Source organism: Streptomyces sp. NPDC031426 (assembly GCF_055581585.1).
In genome coordinates, this window is sequence record NZ_JBVIJE010000003.1 from 41636 (window position 1) to 60305 (window position 18670).

The window sequence follows — 18670 nt, forward strand, 5'->3', positions numbered from 1 at the left end:
GCCGGGTCGTGATGTGGACCTCGACAGCCCGCGGATCAGGCCCCGCCGACGCTCAGCCCGTGGTGTCCGCGGTGTCCACCGTGACGTGCGGCGGGTTGGGCCCCGGCGGGGCGGCGGCGCGTTCGGCGGTGGCGGCCGCCCAGCGGCCGGTGGTGATGGTGCCCAGTGCCAGGATGGCCGCCCCGCACCCGGCGATGATCCACCAGGCCGTGGGCCGCGCGCCGGAGGCGACCGCGGCGCCGATCACCGCGATGCCGAGCGAGGATCCGACCTGACGGCTGGTCGCGGCGACCGCGGCGGCGACTCCGGCCTGGGCGCGCGGCATGCCGGACACCGCCGTGTAGGTGATCGGGGCGTTGACGAAGCCGAAGCCGAGACCGAACAGCGCGTACGTGACGTACAGCAGGATGTCCGAGGGGTGGGCGGAGCGGGTGACGGCGACGGCCAGTGCGCCGCTGGCGGCGATGTTGGCCCCCGCGAGCACCAGGGGTATCCGCGGACCGCGGCTGCCCACGATCCGCCCGGACAGCGGCGGGCACACCAGCGACAGCACCGCCATCGGCAGCAGGTGCAGCCCGGTGCCCAGGGCGCTCAGTCCCACCACCCGTTGCAGATAGAGGGTGTTGGCGAACAGGAAGCCACCGAGCGCGCCGAAGGCGAGGACCGCTGTCGCGGTGGCCCCGCTGAATGGTGCGCTGCAGAAGAGCCGCGGCTCGATCAGCGGTTCGGCGCGCCGGTTCTCGTACGGTACGAAGGCGGCCAGCGCGCCCGCTGCCACGATCAGGCAGGCCACGATGGGCGGCGCGGTCCAGCCCTCGCCGGGCGCCTCGATGACGGCGTACGTCAGCGTGCCGAGCAGGATGATCACCAGCAACTGGCCCACGGGATCGGTGCGTCGGGCCGCCGGTGCGCGGGACTCCGGGACGAACAGTGCGGCGAGCGCCAGCGCGGCCAGCCCGATCGGCACGTTCAGCCAGAACACCGACCGCCACCCTGCCGACTCCACCAGTACGCCCCCCAGAACCGGCCCGGCCGCCATGCTCAGGCCGACCACTGCGCCCCAGACGCCGATGGCCCGTGCCCGCTCCCGCGGTGCGGTGAAGGTGTTGGTGAGGATGGCCATGGCGACGGGGGTGAGCATGCTGCCGCCCACCGCCTGCACCATGCGGAAGACGACGAGCCGGCCCGTCGTGGGCGCCACACTGCACAGGGCCGACCCGCCGGTGAACAGCACGAGACCGAGCAGGAAGACGCGCCGCCGCCCGACGCGGTCGGCGGTGGCTCCGGCCAGGGTCAGCAGCGAGGCCAGGACGATGGTGTACGCGTCGAGCGTCCACTGCAGGCCGGAGACGGACGAGTGCAGGGACCGCTGCATCGAGGGGAGCGCGACGTTGAGGACGGTGACGTCGAGACTGACCAGCAGCACGCTCAGGCAGCAGACGGCCAGGACGAGCCGGCGTCGTCCCTGTACGGGATCGGGCACGTGGGCTCCCGCGCTCAGTCGGTGAGCCGGTGGGTGGCATGGGTGACGGCGAAGTCCCAGATCACGGGGAGGAGTTGTCCGGGGGTCTCGATCTGCGGCATGTGACCGGTGCGGGGGAGGAGTTGGAACTCGGCGCCGGGGACCGCGGCTGCGTACACACGTCCGTACTCGGTGTCGACGACCTGGTCGCTCTCGCCCCACGCGACGAGGACCGGGGAGCTGACTTTGGCCAGGCGCTCGCGCAGGGTGGGGTCGGCCATGGCGTGGGGGCCCGAATAGACCTGCAGGGCGGCGCGGTTGGCGGAGGCGACGGCGCGCTGCTCGTCGGAGAACGTGCTGGGGTCGATGCGGAACCTCTCGGCGTCGTGGAAGGAGAGGGCGGACAGTTCGGCGGGCGTCAGGGTGAAGGGGTCGGCGACCGGGTGGCCGGGGACCTGGATGCCGGCGGCGTTGACGAGGACGACGCTGCTGATCCGGTCACTGCCGAGCAGGGCGATCTCGGCGGCGATCCAGCCGCCTATGGAGTTGCCGACGACGGTGACGTCCTCCAGGCCGAGTTCGTCCAGCAGCCGTACGTAGATCTGGGCGAGGGTGGGCACGTCGGTGAGCCAGTCGGGCCGGGCGGTGCCGCCGAAGCCGGGGTGGACCGGGGTGATGACCCGCGCCGGCCGCTGCCCGGCGAGGAGCGCGGCGAACCCCGTGACGGTCTGTGGGCCACCGCCGCCGTGCAGGAGCAGGAAGGGACGGCCCTCGCCCCGCTCGTCGACGGTGAAGCTCAGGTCGACGTCGCCGGAGTCGAGGGTGAGGGTGATCGTGCGGGCGGTGCTGGTCATGGAAGTCTCCAAGTCGGTTTCTGGCAACGGGGGTTACTGACGCGGGCCGTCACGCGTAGTCGGTCGCCGGTACGGTGGCGTACCGGCTCATCACCTGGACGGTCGCCTGTGGGCTGAGCTCCTGGCCGCCGGCGATCATGTCCCGCAGGTCGCGGAAGTACTGCACGTACAGGTCAGGGGTGAAGGTGTTGAGCATCACCGCCGGCTCGTCGCCGTGGTTGGCGAAGGTGTGCGGGGCGCCGGGCGGGATCATCGCGAGGGTGCCGGCCGGTGCGACGTGGGTCGTGTCCCCGACGGTGAAGTGCACGGTGCCGGAGACCACGTAGAAGCCTTCGTCGTGCTGGGCGTGGCGGTGCTGCGGGGGCCCTTCGGCGTGCGGGGCGAGGGTGATCTCGCCGATGCCGAGACGGTGCCGAGTGGTGCTGCCGTCCTCAAGTATGCGGATCTGTGCCGGTCCCAGACGGATCGTCTCGCCGTCGTCCGGGCCGACCACGGAAACCTCGGTCATCGCCATCTCCTTCGTGAGAGTCAGCTCTCACAAAGGAGCGTAGAGGGTGCTGTCTCGTCATGCAAGTGAACTCTCACGATGAGGGCGGGCAGTGATAAGGTGGTGGCGGATGGACGGACACGAAACGGACGCGAAAGGGGACGTACCGGGGTGGCGACGACGCAGGCAGACACGGGCACCGGCCGCAGCAATCAGAAGAAGCGCACGCGTACGGCGATCCTCGAAGCCGCCCGCGAACTCATCGGCACGGGCGGCGAGGTGACCATGCCCGCGATCGCGCGCGCGGCCCTGGTCTCCGAGGCCACCGCCTACCGCTACTTCCCCGACCTCCCCTCGCTGATCAGCGAGGCCCTGGCCGGCGCCTGGCCGCCCCCCGCCGAGGCGCTCGCGCCGGTCGCGGACTCCGCCGACCCGGTCGAACGGGTCGCCTTCGCCTGCGAGTTCCTGTTGCGCGGCATACTCCTGCGGCAGGGAGCGGTGCGCGCCATGATCGCGGCCACCATCACCCATCCCGAGGCGGCGACCGCCAGGCCAGGTATCCGATTCGGGCTGATCGACCACGCGCTCCTGCCCCTGGAGGAGACGCTGGGGGCGACGGATCCGGAAGCCCTCGCCCAGCTCAAGCGCGACCTCGCCGTGGTCGTCAGCGCGGAAGCCCTCTTCTCCCTCACCGACCTGTGCGGCCTCGCCCCCGACGACGCCATCGCCAGCGCGGTACACACGGCGACCACGCTGACCGAAGCCGCACAGCGGACGATCGCGCGAGGGTGAGCCGAGCGCGGAGATCCTCCGGCGCTCTGCCACCCCCAGGACCGCAAAGCTTCAACGGCCCCTCGTCCCGCGAGTCCGTCGGCGTGACACTGTCCAGTTGCCCGATGGTGCTGGCTCCGGGGACGTGAGAACCACCGGCGTCGATGTCGTTGCTGTCGGAGCGGTTCGCAGCGGGCGTCCCCGTCACTGCCCAGGCGCTCGAAGTGCGCGCCACAGCAAGAGAGTTCGCATGGGCCCGCCTGGCTGCGGCCTCACCTGTCGGTGATCGCGGTGAGCCATGCCGTGTCCTCCGGGTCAGGCGCTTCGAGGCCGGGTGCGGTCAGCCGGCGTACCTCGCCCGTGCGCAGGGCGACCGTGGCCCGTGGCTGCATCGGTCCGTGACCCCTGCGCGAGAGCAGGACGAGTTCCCAGACTGTCGCCGTCATGGCCTCGAGCCGGGTGGCGCAGTCGGCGCTGACTCGCCGCGGATCCCGGGTCCGTCCCAGGGACAGGTGTGGGGTGAAGTTCCTGGCGAGCCCATGGCAGCGCGGGAACCGCTGCTGCAGTACGCGGTGCAGGTCCGCCCACGGCGCAGTGCCGTTGGCCGTCGGGTCGAGCCACACGGTGAAGTACGCCCTCTGCTGGAAGGTCCGTACCCCGTCCAGCCGGGCGGTGAAGACCGGCGTGTCGGCCGTCGCCGCGGCGAGCAGCGGGGCGGCCCGCTCGAAGTCGGATTCCGGCACGAAGCCGAAGAGGAGATTGACGTGCGGCGGCCAGCGGTGGATCTGCGGATCGTAATCCCGGCGGATGTCCTGGATCGGCGGCCACAGCTCCGCCGGCGGGATCCAGGCCACCGCCGTGCGAGCCGTCGGGGACAAACCGAGGACACCGACGGGTTCTCCGCTGCCGAAGCTCGGGTCCGCCTGCGGGTTCCGCACCCGGCCGGCATCCGACGCGTCGATGCGGTCCACCCTCGTGGCCCGGTCCCAGATCACCTCGCCGTCCGCCTCGATGAACATCACCCGGTGCCATGGGATGTCGCCCCCGGGCACGAAGGAAGGCAGCGCGATGCGTTTGCAGGCACCCCCGCGCTGGCTGATCCCCAGCACGAACCGGGCCGGGGCGAACCGCGGGTCCCAGCGGACCCGGTGATAGATCTCGTCGCTGGTTCGCATCACGCCTCCTCTCCCGCCGTCACACCTCTTCCTCCAGGGTGCCGCCCCCTGTCCTCGCGGTCACTCCTCACTCACGGCGACCTGTCGGGCGCGGTCCGTGAGGGAGCCGGCGTGTGCCGAGGCTGGTCGTCCGGACGGAAGCAAGCGCCGGGTTCACCCCGGCCTGGGGGACGGACCGGCAGCACCCGAGCAGTTCTCCCCGGCCTCCGGTACGGCGATTGCGGCGATTGGTGACCGACCGCAGGGAACCGTGATCTTCCCGGCTGCGGACAGTGCGGCATGAACCGGGGGTTTGCGGATGCGCCGGGGAGCGGCCCCTTGTGCATCCATCCCCGCCGGGTATGGTCTGAGACCGGCTCGGCCAGGCGGTCGTGTCCTGTTGAACGTGAGCATGTGTCAGCCCGGGGTGGAAACTCGGCCCAGGTGACTCGGAATTCCGGCTGTCTGCCTGCGGAGGTGGCATGGAGCGACAGGCTGCAAACCGGGTGAACCGGGGCCTCGACTCCCACACCGGCCGTCGTGGGCGGCCATGGCGTAGGCGGGGCCGCTGGCGGGGCGAGGGGGACGGACGGTGAACTGCCCGGTGGTGTGGGACGGTTCGGTCCGTGGCATCGCCGTGACGCTGTCCCTCCGGACCCTCGGCCCCGACGCACGGCGGCGCCGGCGCCCTTGCGCGGATCGGTGTCCCTCCCGGCGGTCACAGCACGACTCCGTCGTATGACTGGTCGCGGCCACGCCCGGCCGCGGCAGCAGCGCCTGAAGGAGACACAGAGGAACGTGGACGGTCACCTGAACCTGGACGGGCACCCCGGCCGGGACCGGAACGAGGACCCGGGCCGAGAGCCTGTCCCGCAACCTGTCCCGGGGCGGCGTGATGGGACGGAGTCAGGTCCCGAGGGGAGGGCTGCGGGGCGCCCGGACGTGGACACCGGGCAGCCGCGGGCCGGGCAGGACGGCGAAAGGGCCGCCCCGTCCGGGGCCTACGGCGCCGGCCCGGTCCGTGACGGCGACGGCGCTCCGATCCAGCACCAGCGGCTCCACGTACCAGACGCCCGCCGCGTCCGGCGCTCCTCCCACCCCGACCGCCCCGGCAGTGACGGCGAGCACGGGCTCCAGGAGCGCATGGGCACCACGGAACGTGCCGACAGGTTCTACGACGAGCAGGTGCTCGACCGGCTCAATCCGCGGATGCGGGAGTTCGCGGCGCGTCAGGAGATGTTCTTCCTTGCCACCTCCGACCGCCACGGGGAGTGCGACAACACCTTCCGGGCCGGTCCTCCCGGCTTCGTCCAGGTCTTCGACGACAGGACGCTGGCCTACCCCGAGTACCGCGGCAACGGCGTCCTCGCCAGCCTCGGCAACATCCAGGAGAATCCACACGTCGGCATTCTCATGATCGACTTCCTTCGGGACCGGATCGGCCTGCACGTCAATGGCAGGGCCCGTGTCCTCTCCGACGAAGAGATGCGCCGCGAACGCCCGGGCCTGCCGGTCGATCCCGCGCCCGGCCGCCGGGCCCGGCTGTGGGTGGAGGTCACGGTGGAGGAGGCGTACATCCACTGCGCCAAGCACATCCCGCATCTTCGGAAGGTGCCGGCAGGCGGGGACCGCGCGTGGGGCACGGACGACTCCAAGCGCAAGGGCGGTGACTTCTTCGGCGCGGCGGCCGAGGCAGCCGACCGCGCTCCGGACGAGCGCCCGCGCCACGAGGCCGGCGACCCCCGGTCAAGCGCATCGGCGTCCCCGCCGCACGCCGCCCGGCCGGCCGGAAGGGCCTGGTGACCGCAGTCGCCCGTACGCGATCACGACCGTGTCGTCGAATCCCCTCGGATGCCGTGCCCCGTTCGTGCGTGACTGGGTGGGCCGAGTCACCGAGTACCTCCTGCGTACGCTGCGGGCGAACGGCGGCGCAGCGACCGCCGAGTGAAACACACCACGGCCATGACCGTAGGCACGGGCGACCCCGACGGGTAGGTTCCCACGACCGGCGTCCACGAGGACGAACCCTGTGGACGCCCTTTGATCGCGGATAGCCCGTCAAACCCTCCTCCCAGGAGAGAACACGAGAAATGTCTGCACAAGAACCTGCGCACCACCCACCCCAGCGCGTCGGCGTGGTGGCCGAGTCTGTCTCCGGTGAGACGCGTGTCGCGGCGACGCCGGCGACCGTACGTCAGCTGCTGGCTCTCGGCTACGAGGTCGTGGTGGAGTCCGAGGCCGGCGCGGCGTCCGGCTTCAGTGACCAGGCCTACCTCGATGCCGGCGCGGAGATCGGCGAGGCCTGGGACGCGGATGTCGTCCTGAAGGTGAACTCCCCCTCCGACGCGGAGATCACCCGGCTCCGGCAGGGCACGACAGTGGTCGCCCTGCTGGCGCCGGCACAAGGGCCCGAATTGCTTCGGACACTCGCCGATGCCGGGGTGACCGCTCTGGCGCTGGATGCGGTGCCGCGCATCTCGCGCGCTCAGTCGATGGACGTTCTGTCGTCGATGGCGAACATCGCCGGGTACCGTGCGGTGATCGAGGCCGCGCACGTCTTCGGCCGGTTCTTCACCGGCCAGGTCACCGCGGCGGGCAAGGTGCCACCGGCGAAGGTGCTGGTCGCCGGCGCGGGCGTGGCCGGTCTGGCGGCGATCGGTGCGGCGTCGAGCCTCGGCGCGATCGTGCGGGCGACCGACCCGCGGCCCGAGGTCGCGGATCAGGTGAAGTCGCTGGGCGGCGAGTACCTCCCGGTGCACGTCGCCCAGGAGGCGAGCACCGACGGCTACGCCAAGGCGACCTCGGCCGACTACGACCGTGCCGCCGCCGAGCTCTACCACGAGCAGGCAGCGGAGGTGGACATCGTGATCACCACCGCGCTGATCCCGGGCCGGCCGGCGCCGCGCCTGCTGACGGCCCGGGACGTGGCGGTCATGAAGCCGGGCAGCGTCATCGTGGACATGGCCGCCGCCCAGGGCGGCAACGTCGAGGGCACCGTGCCCGGGCGTGCGGTCGTCACCGACAACGGCGTCACCATCGTCGGCTACACCGACCTGGCCTCCCGGCTGCCCGCCCAGGCCTCGCAGCTGTTCGGCACCAACCTGGTGAACCTGCTGAAGCTGCTCACCCCCGGCAAGGACGGGCGGCTGGCGATCGACTTCGACGACGTCGTACAGCGGGCGGTGACCGTGGTGCGCGACGGCGATGTCACCTGGCCGCCCCCGCCCGTGGCGGTCTCGGCCGCGCCCGCCGCACAGCCGGAGAGCACGCTTGCCGACCCCGAGCCGAAGCAGCCGAGGCTGACGCCTGCGGGACGCTTCGGCCTGATCGGGCTCGGCATGCTCGCCATGTTCCTGCTGGTCGCCTTCGCCCCCGCCCAACTCGCGGGAAATTTCACGGTGTTCGCCCTGGCGGTGGTGATCGGCTACTACGTCATCGGCAAGGTGCACCACGCGCTGCACACGCCGCTGATGTCGGTGACCAACGCGATCTCCGGGATCGTCGTGATCGGCGCCCTGCTGCAGATCGGGCACGAGAACCGGATCGTCACCGTGTTGTCCTTCGTGGCGATCCTGCTGACGAGCGTGAACGTCTTCGGAGGCTTCGCCGTGACCCGCCGCATGCTGTCCATGTTCTCGAAAGGCTGAGCCGAGATGACCTCACAGACGGCCTCCCACGCTGCCGACCTGGTCGCCGCCCTGTTGTTCATCCTCAGCCTGGCCGGCCTGTCCCAGCACCGCACCTCCCGCGCCGGCGTCGTCTACGGCATCGCCGGAATGGTCCTCGCACTGGTCGCCACGGTCGTGGTGGCGGCGCAGAGCATCACCGCCGGGGCGGTGGCCCTGATCGTGCTGGCCATGGCGCTCGGCGCGGCGATCGGCCTGTGGCGGTCGCGACGCGTCGAGATGACGCAGATGCCGGAACTGATCGCGGTGCTGCACAGCTTCGTCGGCCTTGCCGCGGTGCTGGTGGGCTGGAACAGCTACCTGGAGGTGGAGGCGCACGGCACGGCGCAGACCCGGATCGGCGCCGACCTGCTGGGCATCCACCATGCCGAGGTGTTCATCGGCATCTTCATCGGCGCGGTCACCTTCACCGGCTCGATCGTCGCGTTCCTGAAGCTCTCGGCGCGCATCGAGTCCCGTCCGCTGGTGCTGCCGGGCAAGAACGCGCTGAACCTCGGCGCGCTCGGCGCTTTCGTCGCGCTGACCGTCTGGTTCACGATCAGCCCGGACCTGCCACTGATGATCGCGGTCACCGCGCTGGCGCTGGCCCTCGGCTGGCACCTGGTCGCCTCGATCGGCGGCGGCGACATGCCCGTCGTCGTCTCCATGCTGAACAGCTACTCGGGCTGGGCGGCGGCCGCGGCCGGCTTCCTGCTCGACAACAACCTGCTCATCGTCACGGGCGCGCTCGTGGGTTCCTCCGGCGCTTACCTGTCCTACATCATGTGCAAGGCGATGAACCGGTCCTTCATCTCCGTCATCGCGGGCGGTTTCGGCATCGAAGCCCCCACTGGCGGGGGCGAGGAGCAGGGCGAGCACCGCGAGGTGCGGGCCGTGGAGACGGCCGAGATGCTCGCGCAGGCCCGCTCGGTGATCATCACCCCCGGCTACGGCATGGCCGTGGCCCAGGCCCAGCACCCGGTCGCGGAGCTGACGCGCCGGTTGCGCGAGCGGGGCGTCGAGGTCCGCTTCGGCGTCCACCCCGTCGCCGGGCGCCTGCCCGGGCACATGAACGTGCTGCTGGCCGAGGCGAAGGTGCCGTACGACATCGTCCTGGAGATGGACGAGATCAACGACGACTTCGCCGACACCTCGGTCGTGCTGGTCATCGGCGCCAACGACACCGTCAACCCGGCCGCGACCGAGGACCCGGGCAGCCCGATCGCCGGCATGCCGGTGCTGCGGGTCTGGGAGGCGGAGCAGGTCATCGTCTTCAAACGCTCCATGGCCTCCGGCTACGCGGGCGTGCAGAACCCGCTGTTCTTCCGCGAGAACAGCAGCATGCTCTTCGGCGACGCCAAGCAAAGCGTCGAGGAGATCCTGCGCGCGCTCAGCACCAACGGCAGCCATGGAGCGGCCCCGGCCGCGCGTCAGGCGACGGTGGCCGGCCGGTGAGCTGGTTCTGAGTTCGTTCGGTGTCCCGTCACCGGCGTCCGGACCGCCTCGATGGTTCAGCCGTTCGAGCGCCTTGACGCCGCAGGCGGCGGCCGACATGGTGTCGGCCGCCGCCTGGCTGAAGGGATTCAGGTGTATGCGTGGAGTGAATGTGGTGTCAGTGGGCCGTGCTGCCCGAGACCCACTCGGTCCACGGCATGTTCCAGTCGCTGAGGCCGTTGTCCGGGGCCAAGGTGGTCTTGTCCGCGGAGTTCTTGACGATCACGACGTCTCCGATCATCGAGTTGTCGAAGAACCACGCGGCGGGCTGCTTGCCGTCGCCGCCACCCTGGACGTCTTTCAGGCCCACGCAGCCGTGGCTGGTGTTGACCTTGCCGAAGACCGAGTCGGCACCCCAGTAGTTGCCGTGGATGAACGTGCCCGAGTCGGTCAGGCGCATGGCGTGCGGTACGTCCTTGATGTCGTACGCGGGCTTGCCGTCCTTCTTCTTGAGGCCGACGCTCGCACCGTTCATACGGATCTGCCGGTACTTCTCGGAGATGACCATCTGACCGTTGTACGTCGGGTGCTCGGGGCTGCCGGACGAGATCGGGACGGTCCTGATCGTCTTGCCGTCCCGCACGACGGTCATCTGCTTCGTCCTGGCGTCGACGGTGCTGATCTGGCTCCGGCCGATCTTGAACGTGACCGTCTTCCGGATGCCGTGGTGGGTCAGCCTGACGGTGACGGTGGAGCCGGGCTTCCAGTAGTTCTCGGGGCGGAAGTCCAGGCGGTCGTCGTTGAGCCAGTGGCCGACGACCCGCTGCCCGCTGCTGGAGCTGACGCGGATCTCCGACTGTACGGCGGCCTTGTCGCTGATCGCCTTGTCGAAGCCGACCGTCACCGGCATGCCCACACCAACGGTCGAGCCGGCTTCGGGGGAGAGGTGCCCGAGGAAGTCGTTGGCCGGGGAGACCGTGGCGATCGTGGCGTTCCCGGTGACGGGGCGGCCCCTGGCGTCCTCGGCCTCCGCGGCGACCTGGTATCTGGTGGCACGCTCCAGTCGGCCGTTCGGCTTCCAGGACGTGCCGTCCGCGGCCAGGGTGCCCGGAATCTCGGTACCGGTCGCGACGGCGGTCATGGTCACCTTGGTGAGCTTGCCGTTGCTGACAGCGACTTCGACGGGGCTGTTGATCCCGATGTTGTGGGCACCTTGCCCGGGAGTGATCTCTATCCGGGCGTCGGAAGCGTCCTGGGCGCCCGCCTGACCTGCCCGCGCCTGCGGTTTCGGGTGATCCCCGGCGCCGTTTCCGCTGGTGGCAGCGTTGCTGGTCCCGCCGAGGGCCGTGAGTGCGAGTACCCCGCCGAGTACGCCGGCGGTAGCCATCAGCGCGGTGCGTCGCTTAGGTGCCGTGATCAAACGCTTCTCCCATGCCACTGATCGTGAATCCCTGAGCTGGTTACGGAGGAGTGCAACCGGGCTCAGAGAGCCACCTTTATGCATTCATCCGTCTTGAAGGGAGGGAATTGTGGCAAATACCACGGTCCCGGTATCGGTCCCGCACTCGCGAAGCGGGCTGGTAGTTCGGTCCCGCGGTTTCATCCACGCGTGCGAGCAGCAGTTCACAAGGGGGTTCGAGGCGCTCCGCGAACTCCGTCGAGAATTCCATGCCGAGCAGTCGCCACGGCAGGGCCGTCAGCTCGTCGGTGAGGTCCTCCAGATGCTGACGCAGCCGCAGACCGGCGGGAAGGAGCCTGCGCTCTGCTGCGAGTCCCTTCCGCGACAGCATGTCCCAGCCATGGTTGATCTCCTCCTCGGTTTGACCCCGGGATCTGCTCAGCCAGTCGTCCTTGTAGCCCAGCCATTCGTTGTGCACGATCGATGCCTCCGAGGACGTCAGACCGGCCGAGGCCATCAGGGCCCAATGCGAGTCCCCCCGCCATTCGCGGATCGCGTTCACAGCGTGCCAGCCCGACAGCAACGGGTTCTGTGGACGAGGCATGGACGCGGTCGCGGCGAACAGCACGCGACCCAGCCTCGGGAGGCGGTCGACCGCGGACCACAGGGTCGGCCCCATCTCCACCAGCGGGTCGACGATGCCGGGCGCGTAGCGGCGCAGGCCTTCGTCGACGGCCTCGTCCCGCAGACGCCAGAACTCGCGGAACGCGGCTGCGTCCCCCTTCAAAAGGCCGAAGGTGACGGTGATGCCGACCGAACCGATGGTGCCGAACGCGGCGGTCAGTGCCTCGACCCCGGCAGGCGCGAGTGGCGCGCCACGGGAAGCGATGTAGCCGAGTGGCCCTGGGAGGCCATGGGCCTCGAACCGCGCCACGGCCCCCGGATCCCAGAAGATCCATCCGACGGTGGTGTGTACGGAGCGGGCGTTGCGACGGCTTGTCTCACTCCACTCGGCATCTGCTGCCCCGTCATGCTCCTGATCGAAGATCATCGATATCCGCCTCTCCTCGCTTGCCTCCTGTCAGCAGTCGCGGGACCAGAGGGTGAATGCGCCGGGTGCGTGCATCCAGTCGAAGGTGGTGGCGCTGGAATGGCCTTGCTGGGCGAGGTACCGGACACGTTGGGCTGCGGCGGTGGGGTCGGGGTCGGTGTCGTCCAGTGCGGGGACGACGCTTTCGGCTGCCCCTTCGACGGTGAGGTAGTGGCTGCGGCAGTACCACGACATGGGGTAACCGTCGTTCAGCCAGTGGGTGGCTTGGGTGTCGAAGATGACGAACCAGGGACGCAGGGCGGCGTCGTAGACGAGGCGGGGGTCGCCGTCGGGGCTTGGTCTGGTCATGGCGGGCCACATCGAGGCCTGTTCGAGCCGACCGGCTGCCGAGAGGTCGGCCAGGTGCTGGGCGTATTCCTGTTCGGTGGACAGATGGTCCAGGTCGTAGCCCGCGAGCTTGTTCTCTATGGTGCCGGTGATCGGAAAGACGATGAACTTTCCGCGGAGCCGGTTCCAGGTGGGCCAGGCTCCGGCCCTCGCCGCGGCGTCGAGCGTCGGGTAGGTGGTTCCGAGCATGTCCGCGGGGGTGAAGAGGTTCTCGGAACCGAGGTGTTCGGCCAGCAGCCGGTCCAGTTGGTCCGGTCCCATTCCCGCGTTGGAGCGGAAGCCCCATTTGAGTTCGAGTTTGATGTAGACGGGGTCGTGACCGGGGTGCGCGTCACTCCAGGCCTTGAGATCGTCGAGGCAGGTTCTCAGGCTGCCGTTCCGCCATGTGGTCCTGAAGACGCCTGATCCGGTGGTGTAGGTGCAGTTGTTGTCGTTGACCAGGGGATCGGAATGGCTGACGACCCATCCGCCGGGATTGCCGTACGTGCTGTAGGTGTCGATCTCCAGCAGGTGCGCTCCGAGGTCCAGGCCCGTGGTGATCGACTTGGACTTGCTCTTGTCGTAGGCGTTGTGCAGCCCGGATACGGAGATCTGGTCCAGGGGAACACTGTTGAACGCGGATGTGTCTGCTGCCGGCTTGTCTTCGGCGGCGTGTCCGGGCGTCGTCCAGGCCCACGGCGAAGCCAGGCCGAGCAGTATGGCGGCGGCGAGGCCACCGGCCTTGCGGCGCCGTGAACGGACTGTCGCGCGAGCGGAGGGCATGGGTGAGCTCCTTAGGTCTGGAGAAGTCGTGCGCGGGGGAGTGCTGATGGCGCGCGATCCACGGGCGGTGGTGCTGGGGACGTCAGCGTCCGCGCCTCCGTTGAGTTGCGGTGCCCATGCCATGCGATGGTGCTGCCTGCCTTCGGCGATGCACGGGTCAGGGCTTGCCACCGCACCGTTGTCGTGACTCGGCGGCGGCCCAGGTGAAGATGCCCTGGGCCATCAGGGAGGACTCGGCCTCGGCACGCGCCTCGTTGATGTCAGCGCGTGCGGCGTGCACCGTGGCGTCGTCGGGGGCGGCCTGTACCGCGAACTCCGCGAGGTGGCCGGCGATCCTCAGCTCGCCCGCGTCGGCGTGGCGTCGGGCCGCGTCCGACAGGGCGTGGGCACCGCCCGCGAGGTCCGCCAACGCGGTGGCGAGTCGGCCCTCGCGAGCCGGTTTGAGGTGCGCAGGGTTGCCGTCGTACCAGCCGGCATAGCGCCGCCACAGATTGCGCACGATGAACTCCGGCTCGTCATACTTGGCTTGCAGGTAGACGCGGTCGGCCAGATGGGCGGGCGGGCGTACGGAGTGGATCAGGTCGTCCAGCCGGGCACCGGAGTTGAGTCCGTCCAACGTCTGCTGGACCAGGCTCTCCAGCCATTCGGCGGTCTCGGTGAGGGCCAGGTGGATCCGGTCGGCGCCGAAGACCGGTGCTCCGTGCGAGGGCAGCATGATCTCCGCGCCCAGGGCCGCCATGCGGCGCAGCGCGAGCGCCCACTCGCGTGGATAGCGCTGAACCTTCTGGGGGTTGCCGCAGTTGGGGGTCAGCCAGATGAACATGTCGCCGGGGCACAGGATGCGGTGTTCGGGGATCCAGGCGACGGTCGCGTCGTCGGTCTCGCCCTTTACGTGGAAGAGTTCGAAGGTCAGCTCACCACGCGTCAGGGTGAGCGCCTCCCGGTAGGTCAGGTCGAGCCTGCGGTACTGGGTCGGCCAGGTCAAATCCGGTACCTGGAACTGTCGTTGGTTGATGACCGTGTTGTAACCATTCGTCAGTACGTAGCGGTCGAACCTCTCCCCGACCTTTTCGTGGGCGAGCACGGTCGGGCGTGGCGCCTTCTCCGCATCGAAGGGACCCATCCCGAAGACATGGTCGATGTGACCGTGCGAGAAGACGGCGGTGGTCACCGGGAGCCGGCTCCAGGCACGGACGGCCTGGTGGAGCCGGCCGGCGGCCAGTGGGTTGCCGGTGTCGAACAGGATGATCTCGCTGTCCGTGCGGAAGGTGATGACGTTGCCGAAGGCGGGGTGCCAGCCGACGCCGTCGACCACCTCGATGACGCCGGAGCCCGCCTGTCCGGTATGGACGATGCTGTCGTCGACGGCGCCTTGCCAGACCCGGTCTGCGTAGTCGGTGAGGGAGAAGCTCATGGTGCCCATGCCACCGTGAACGCATGACCGGAACAATCGGCCGCCGGGCCACTGACCGCTGCCTACAGTTGTGACATGTCACAACCAGACATGGCGCGAGAGGGCGCGATCCGGCTGGCCGTGCGCCTTGAACCGCGGGTCAACCAGCTGGCCAGGGCCATCGTGGAACGTCAGCGGGCCGAGGTGCCCGGCTTCGATCTCCTGCCCGGCGAGATGCGGGATGTGGAGATCGCGGCGACGGCCCGCCGCGCGATCCGTGGGTTTCTCCGCCATGTGCGAGGCCTGCCGGACACCGACATCGTGGTGTTCCGGGAACGCGCCGCCGAACGCGCCGAGGAGGGCCTGCCCCTGGTGCAGTTGCTCAGGGGATACCACGTCGGTGCCGAGGTGCTGCTGGACGCGCTGAGCGAGCTGGCCCGTCCGGGCGAGGAAGCGGCACTGCAGTCGTTGACCCGGATGCAGCTCAGCGCGCTCCAGGCCACCGTCGAGAACGTCACAGAGGCGTACCTTGCGGGCCTCGCCGGCCAGCAGGGGGCGGCACGGGAACTGGCCCGGGCACTGATCCGTGGCGACGAGCCCGAGGAGGTGGCCGCCCGTCACGGACTGTCCCTGGAATCCGGCTACCTCGTGCTCAGTGTGCGGACCCCCGAACCCGCCACACCGCTGGCGGCACGCAGACTGCTGCGTCGGGCGCTCGCCCGGCTCGCCCCGCTGGCCGAGGGCCGCGTGCTCAGCCTGCCGGACGAATGCGGCGGCTGCGTCCTGTTGCCGTCCCGGACCGCACTCGACGCCGTCGCCGGCCGACTCTCCTCCCGTCTTCCGACGGCGCCGATCGTGGGCGCCGCGACGGCGGGCACCCCCAAGGAGGTTCCTGCAGCGGCCGAACGGGCACGCCGTATCGCAGCCGTCGCGGACCAGCCCGGCGTGCACCGGTTGCGGGACGTGCTGCTCGACTACCACGTGGCGGGAGCCACGGACAGCGCACCCGAACTGGCCGCCCTCCTGGAACCGCTGGACAGCCAACCCGGCCTGACCGCGACCGTGGCCGCCTTCCTCGACTGCGACTTCGACCGGCGCCGTACGGCTCAGGCGCTTGACGTGCACCCCAACACGGTCGACAACCGCCTGGCTCGTGTCACCGAGTTGACCGGCGTCGACCCGCACACCGCCCGCGGGGTGCAACTCTTCGGCGCCGCGCTCACCCTGCACCGGATCGCCGGTCGGGACCGCCGGTAACACCTCCGGGCTCGGACAAGGCGCCGGAGACCGGACGGTCCCTCCCCGTCGGCTGCGGCACCGCCGTACGTCGGTTACGTTGGTCAAAGCACCTGGTCAGAGGGGGGTAACAAGCCGTAACCCACCGGGGACGCTCCATGACCGGCCTGATCGTCGTCCTGCTGCTGGTGGTCCTGGCCACAGCGGTGGCAACCGGTGCCCGGCGCTGGAGTTTGCCCGCCCCCTCGCTCCTCGTGGTGGTGGGTGTGGTCGTGGGGCTGATGCCCTGGGTCCCCGAGGTGCGCCTGCCGCCTCATGTGATCAGCGTGCTGGTGCTGCCGCCGCTGCTCTACGCCTCGGCCGGGGAAATCTCCGTCCGCGACCTGCGGACCGTGTGGCGGCCCGTGACGGCCCTGGTCTTCGGTCTGGTCCTCGCCTCGGCGCTCGCCGTCGCATACGTCGCCCATGCGATCACGCCGCTCACCGCCGCCACCGCGTTCATCCTCGGCTCCGTCCTGGCCAGCACCGATCCCGTGGCCGTGACCGCGCTCGGCCGGCGCCTGTCACTCCCACCGCGTGTGCAGGCCATGGTGCAGGCGGAAAGCCTGTTCAACGATGCCACCTCACTGGTCCTGTACAAGGTCGCCGTGGCCACCGTGGTGTCCGGCAGCGCCATCAGCGTGCCCGGAACCGCCCTGCAGTTCCTGATCCTCGCAGGCGGAGGAGCGCTCATCGGGGCGGCGGTCGCAGCGGTGGAGACGCTGATCCGCAGACGGACCGACGACCCCATGCTGGAGACCGTCATCGCGTTGGTCACTCCCTACGCCTCCTACGTCATCGCGGAGCAGTCGCACACCTCCGGCGTGACCGCCGTCATCGTGGCCGGGGTCGTCCTCGGCAGCACCGGCCACAAGCTCGGCGACGCCCCCGTCCGCCTCCAGGTCCACGCCGTCTACGACACCGTGGCCTTCCTGCTGGAGAGTGTCGTCTTCGCCCTGATCGGCCTCGAGCTTCCTTGGGCCGTCCGCCATCTCGCGCGCGACGAGCACGGCTGGCCGCTGTGGGTGCCGGTGATCGCCTTCACTCTGCTGGCGATCCGTCTGCTGTGGATCTTCCCGCTGTCCGCCCTGATCCACCACCGGCACAGGGAGAGCGACGACCGCCTCTCCTGGCGCGTTCCGGCCGTCCTGTCCTGGGCTGGCACCCGAGGCGTCATGCCGCTGGCAGCCGCGCTCGCCATCCCCCTGGTCACCCACACAGGGGCGCCGCTGCCGCACCGGGCGCTCATTCTCACGCTCACCACCGGGACCGTCGCGCTCACTCTCGTCTTCCAGGGCTTCACCCTGGCTCCTGTCGTACGCCGCTCCGGCATCGCTCTGGAACCGGAGCACACCGCCCGCGAGGAGGCCCAGACCCGTCGGCGCATCGCCCGCGCCGCGCTCGACGAGCTCAAACTGCTGGGCGATCTGGATCAGCTGGCCGATCTGGGTGCCGCCGCCGAGGCCGCCCTGAAACAGGCCCGTCGTCATCTGGAAGCGCGCATCCACCAGGTCGAAGACGCCCACTACAGCGACCCGGACGCCCGTCCTGCCGACGCCTACCGCGAGATCCGCCGGACACTCATCGCCATCGAGGCGGCCGAACTCCAGCGCCTCTACGAGGCGAACAAGATCAGCAATGGCACCCGGCGCCGGATCCAGCACGAACTCGACCTCGAAGAAGCCAGCCTCCGCCCCGGTGACTGACTGGCTGCGGAGGTGCGAGATCGGGTGGGCGGATGCGGGCAGAGCGGCCCCTCCCCGCTGACGGAAGTCGGCCAGGGAGGCTCCATGGCGCGGGGCTGCCCTGGCCTCGCGCTTTGTCGGCCGGTGCCGACGTCCACCCGGCCGGCTCGTCCTTTTCCGACCTGTACGGCCTGCACCTGGACTCGTGGGCCGCGGAAGACGCGCCGCCGGGTCGGGTCGGCGCCCGTCACCTCGTGTTCGCCGTGCGGTACGGGCCCGGGAAGCGTTCACCCCGGTGCCGGCCGTACCTGAGGACGCCGACGGGCGGCAGGACGGCAGCCGCGGTCAGGCCGGTCGCCGACCGCCCCGGGAAGATCCAGGTCCGGGTGCCGGTGGATGGCCACCGTGGTGGCCGGCGTCGACGGCCCACCGCACCGTTAAGCCTCTGCACATGGCGTACCTCACTCCGGAGATAGTTCACCATTCAACCAACTGTCGGTTACTGTCGCCAGTGCCTGATACGGGGCAAGCCATCGCGATCTGCTCGTGCAGGTCATGGGGCAACAAGGAGGAAAGATCATGGGGATGGGCATTGCACGCCGGGCCGCCATGGCGGCCGCTTCCGTGGCGGTCGCAGCGACGGGACTCCTCGCCACGGGGGGCGCCGCCTCGGCGGCCACTGTCCCGGCCGGTGACCGGGATGTGGTCGTCCTGCCGTCTGAGCGGCTGCCCGGAGCCCACGACGAGGGTCGGAACAACGATCGAGTGCCCTACGAAGTTCATGGGCACGGTCGCTGGGTCCGCCACGACGACGGGCGTCGGCGCTGGGTTCTCGGCCAGGTCGAGTGGGCCCGCGACCACGGCGGGTACGCGCACCTGGTGCAGGTTGAC

At 70.1% G+C, this 18670-nt stretch carries 14 protein-coding genes and 1 pseudogene; 7 read left to right on the plus strand and 8 right to left on the minus strand.

From position 1 onward, the window contains the following. Positions 1–52: 52 nt before the first annotated feature. The 3 genes from ACZ5NH_RS05685 to ACZ5NH_RS05695 are packed head-to-tail and all read right to left on the minus strand — an operon-like array spanning position 53 to position 2824. A complete protein-coding gene (locus tag ACZ5NH_RS05685; RefSeq protein WP_468773123.1) occupies positions 53–1483 on the minus strand; it encodes a DHA2 family efflux MFS transporter permease subunit in 1431 nt (476 codons plus the stop codon). Positions 1484–1497: 14 nt separating this feature from the next. Next, on the minus strand, positions 1498–2316 hold the full coding sequence (locus ACZ5NH_RS05690; protein ID WP_468773124.1) for an alpha/beta fold hydrolase: 819 nt from the start codon (positions 2314–2316) through the stop codon (positions 1498–1500). Between the two features lie 49 nt (positions 2317–2365). Further along, complete coding sequence (locus ACZ5NH_RS05695; protein WP_468773125.1) at positions 2366–2824, minus strand: cupin domain-containing protein; 459 nt, start codon at positions 2822–2824, stop codon at positions 2366–2368. A 150-nt stretch (positions 2825–2974) separates the two neighbouring features. On the opposite strand from ACZ5NH_RS05695, the gene ACZ5NH_RS05700 reads away from it, so the two are divergent. Then, entirely contained in the window at positions 2975–3595 is a 621-nt protein-coding gene (locus ACZ5NH_RS05700; protein ID WP_468773126.1) for a TetR/AcrR family transcriptional regulator, read from the plus strand. Positions 3596–3846: 251 nt separating this feature from the next. Here the strand turns inward: ACZ5NH_RS05700 and ACZ5NH_RS05705 are convergent, their stop codons facing one another. Continuing rightward, the gene (locus ACZ5NH_RS05705) at positions 3847–4749 is read right to left on the minus strand and encodes an RNA repair domain-containing protein (RefSeq protein WP_468773127.1); all 903 of its coding nucleotides are present in this window, start codon (positions 4747–4749) and stop codon (positions 3847–3849) included. Positions 4750–5670: 921 nt separating this feature from the next. Here ACZ5NH_RS05705 and ACZ5NH_RS05710 point away from each other — a divergent pair. The 3 genes from ACZ5NH_RS05710 (at position 5671) to pntB (ending at position 9848) form a co-directional block, all read left to right on the plus strand. After that, positions 5671–6531, plus strand: coding sequence for a pyridoxamine 5'-phosphate oxidase family protein (locus ACZ5NH_RS05710; RefSeq protein WP_468773128.1), 861 nt, complete (start codon positions 5671–5673; stop codon positions 6529–6531). Between the two features lie 287 nt (positions 6532–6818). Continuing rightward, positions 6819–8375, plus strand: a complete 1557-nt coding sequence (locus ACZ5NH_RS05715; RefSeq protein ID WP_468773129.1) for a Re/Si-specific NAD(P)(+) transhydrogenase subunit alpha — start codon at positions 6819–6821, stop codon at positions 8373–8375. A 6-nt stretch (positions 8376–8381) separates the two neighbouring features. Then, complete coding sequence (gene pntB, locus ACZ5NH_RS05720; RefSeq protein WP_468773130.1) at positions 8382–9848, plus strand: Re/Si-specific NAD(P)(+) transhydrogenase subunit beta; 1467 nt, start codon at positions 8382–8384, stop codon at positions 9846–9848. A gap of 157 nt (positions 9849–10005) precedes the next feature. Here pntB and ACZ5NH_RS05725 read toward each other — a convergent pair whose 3' ends face one another. From ACZ5NH_RS05725 to ACZ5NH_RS05740, 4 genes are all read right to left on the minus strand, one after another. After that, entirely contained in the window at positions 10006–11247 is a 1242-nt protein-coding gene (locus ACZ5NH_RS05725) for a L,D-transpeptidase (RefSeq protein ID WP_468773131.1), read from the minus strand. Between the two features lie 76 nt (positions 11248–11323). Continuing rightward, on the minus strand, positions 11324–12277 hold the full coding sequence (locus tag ACZ5NH_RS05730; protein WP_468773132.1) for an SCO6745 family protein: 954 nt from the start codon (positions 12275–12277) through the stop codon (positions 11324–11326). A gap of 30 nt (positions 12278–12307) precedes the next feature. Beyond that, positions 12308–13426, minus strand: coding sequence for a Ca2+-dependent phosphoinositide-specific phospholipase C (locus tag ACZ5NH_RS05735; protein ID WP_468773133.1), 1119 nt, complete (start codon positions 13424–13426; stop codon positions 12308–12310). A gap of 157 nt (positions 13427–13583) precedes the next feature. Continuing rightward, positions 13584–14840, minus strand: a complete 1257-nt coding sequence (locus ACZ5NH_RS05740) for an alkyl sulfatase dimerization domain-containing protein (RefSeq protein WP_468773134.1) — start codon at positions 14838–14840, stop codon at positions 13584–13586. 75 nt (positions 14841–14915) lie between these two features. Here ACZ5NH_RS05740 and ACZ5NH_RS05745 point away from each other — a divergent pair, with 75 nt between their 5' ends. The 3 genes and pseudogenes from ACZ5NH_RS05745 to ACZ5NH_RS05755 all read left to right on the plus strand — a co-directional run. Beyond that, positions 14916–16076, plus strand: coding sequence for a PucR family transcriptional regulator (locus tag ACZ5NH_RS05745; RefSeq protein ID WP_468773135.1), 1161 nt, complete (start codon positions 14916–14918; stop codon positions 16074–16076). 137 nt (positions 16077–16213) lie between these two features. Next, the gene (locus tag ACZ5NH_RS05750) at positions 16214–17800 is read left to right on the plus strand and encodes a Na+/H+ antiporter (protein ID WP_468773136.1); all 1587 of its coding nucleotides are present in this window, start codon (positions 16214–16216) and stop codon (positions 17798–17800) included. A gap of 558 nt (positions 17801–18358) precedes the next feature. Further along, positions 18359–18670 (plus strand): annotated as a pseudogene (locus ACZ5NH_RS05755) (hypothetical protein); the annotation flags it as partial.

Excerpts from the sequence above, each read along its gene's own strand:
- ACZ5NH_RS05695 (WP_468773125.1), bottom strand. The coding sequence starts at position 2,824 with ATGACCGAGGTTTCCGTGGTCGGCCCGGACGACGGCGAGACGATCCGT.
- ACZ5NH_RS05740 (WP_468773134.1), bottom strand. The coding sequence starts at position 14,840 with ATGAGCTTCTCCCTCACCGACTACGCAGACCGGGTCTGGCAAGGCGCC.
- ACZ5NH_RS05715 (WP_468773129.1), top strand. The coding sequence starts at position 6,819 with ATGTCTGCACAAGAACCTGCGCACCACCCACCCCAGCGCGTCGGCGTG.
- ACZ5NH_RS05690 (WP_468773124.1), bottom strand. The coding sequence starts at position 2,316 with ATGACCAGCACCGCCCGCACGATCACCCTCACCCTCGACTCCGGCGAC.
- ACZ5NH_RS05705 (WP_468773127.1), bottom strand. The coding sequence starts at position 4,749 with ATGCGAACCAGCGACGAGATCTATCACCGGGTCCGCTGGGACCCGCGG.
- ACZ5NH_RS05745 (WP_468773135.1), top strand. The coding sequence starts at position 14,916 with ATGTCACAACCAGACATGGCGCGAGAGGGCGCGATCCGGCTGGCCGTG.
- ACZ5NH_RS05730 (WP_468773132.1), bottom strand. The coding sequence starts at position 12,277 with ATGATCTTCGATCAGGAGCATGACGGGGCAGCAGATGCCGAGTGGAGT.
- pntB (WP_468773130.1), top strand. The coding sequence starts at position 8,382 with ATGACCTCACAGACGGCCTCCCACGCTGCCGACCTGGTCGCCGCCCTG.
- ACZ5NH_RS05750 (WP_468773136.1), top strand. The coding sequence starts at position 16,214 with ATGACCGGCCTGATCGTCGTCCTGCTGCTGGTGGTCCTGGCCACAGCG.
- ACZ5NH_RS05735 (WP_468773133.1), bottom strand. The coding sequence starts at position 13,426 with ATGCCCTCCGCTCGCGCGACAGTCCGTTCACGGCGCCGCAAGGCCGGT.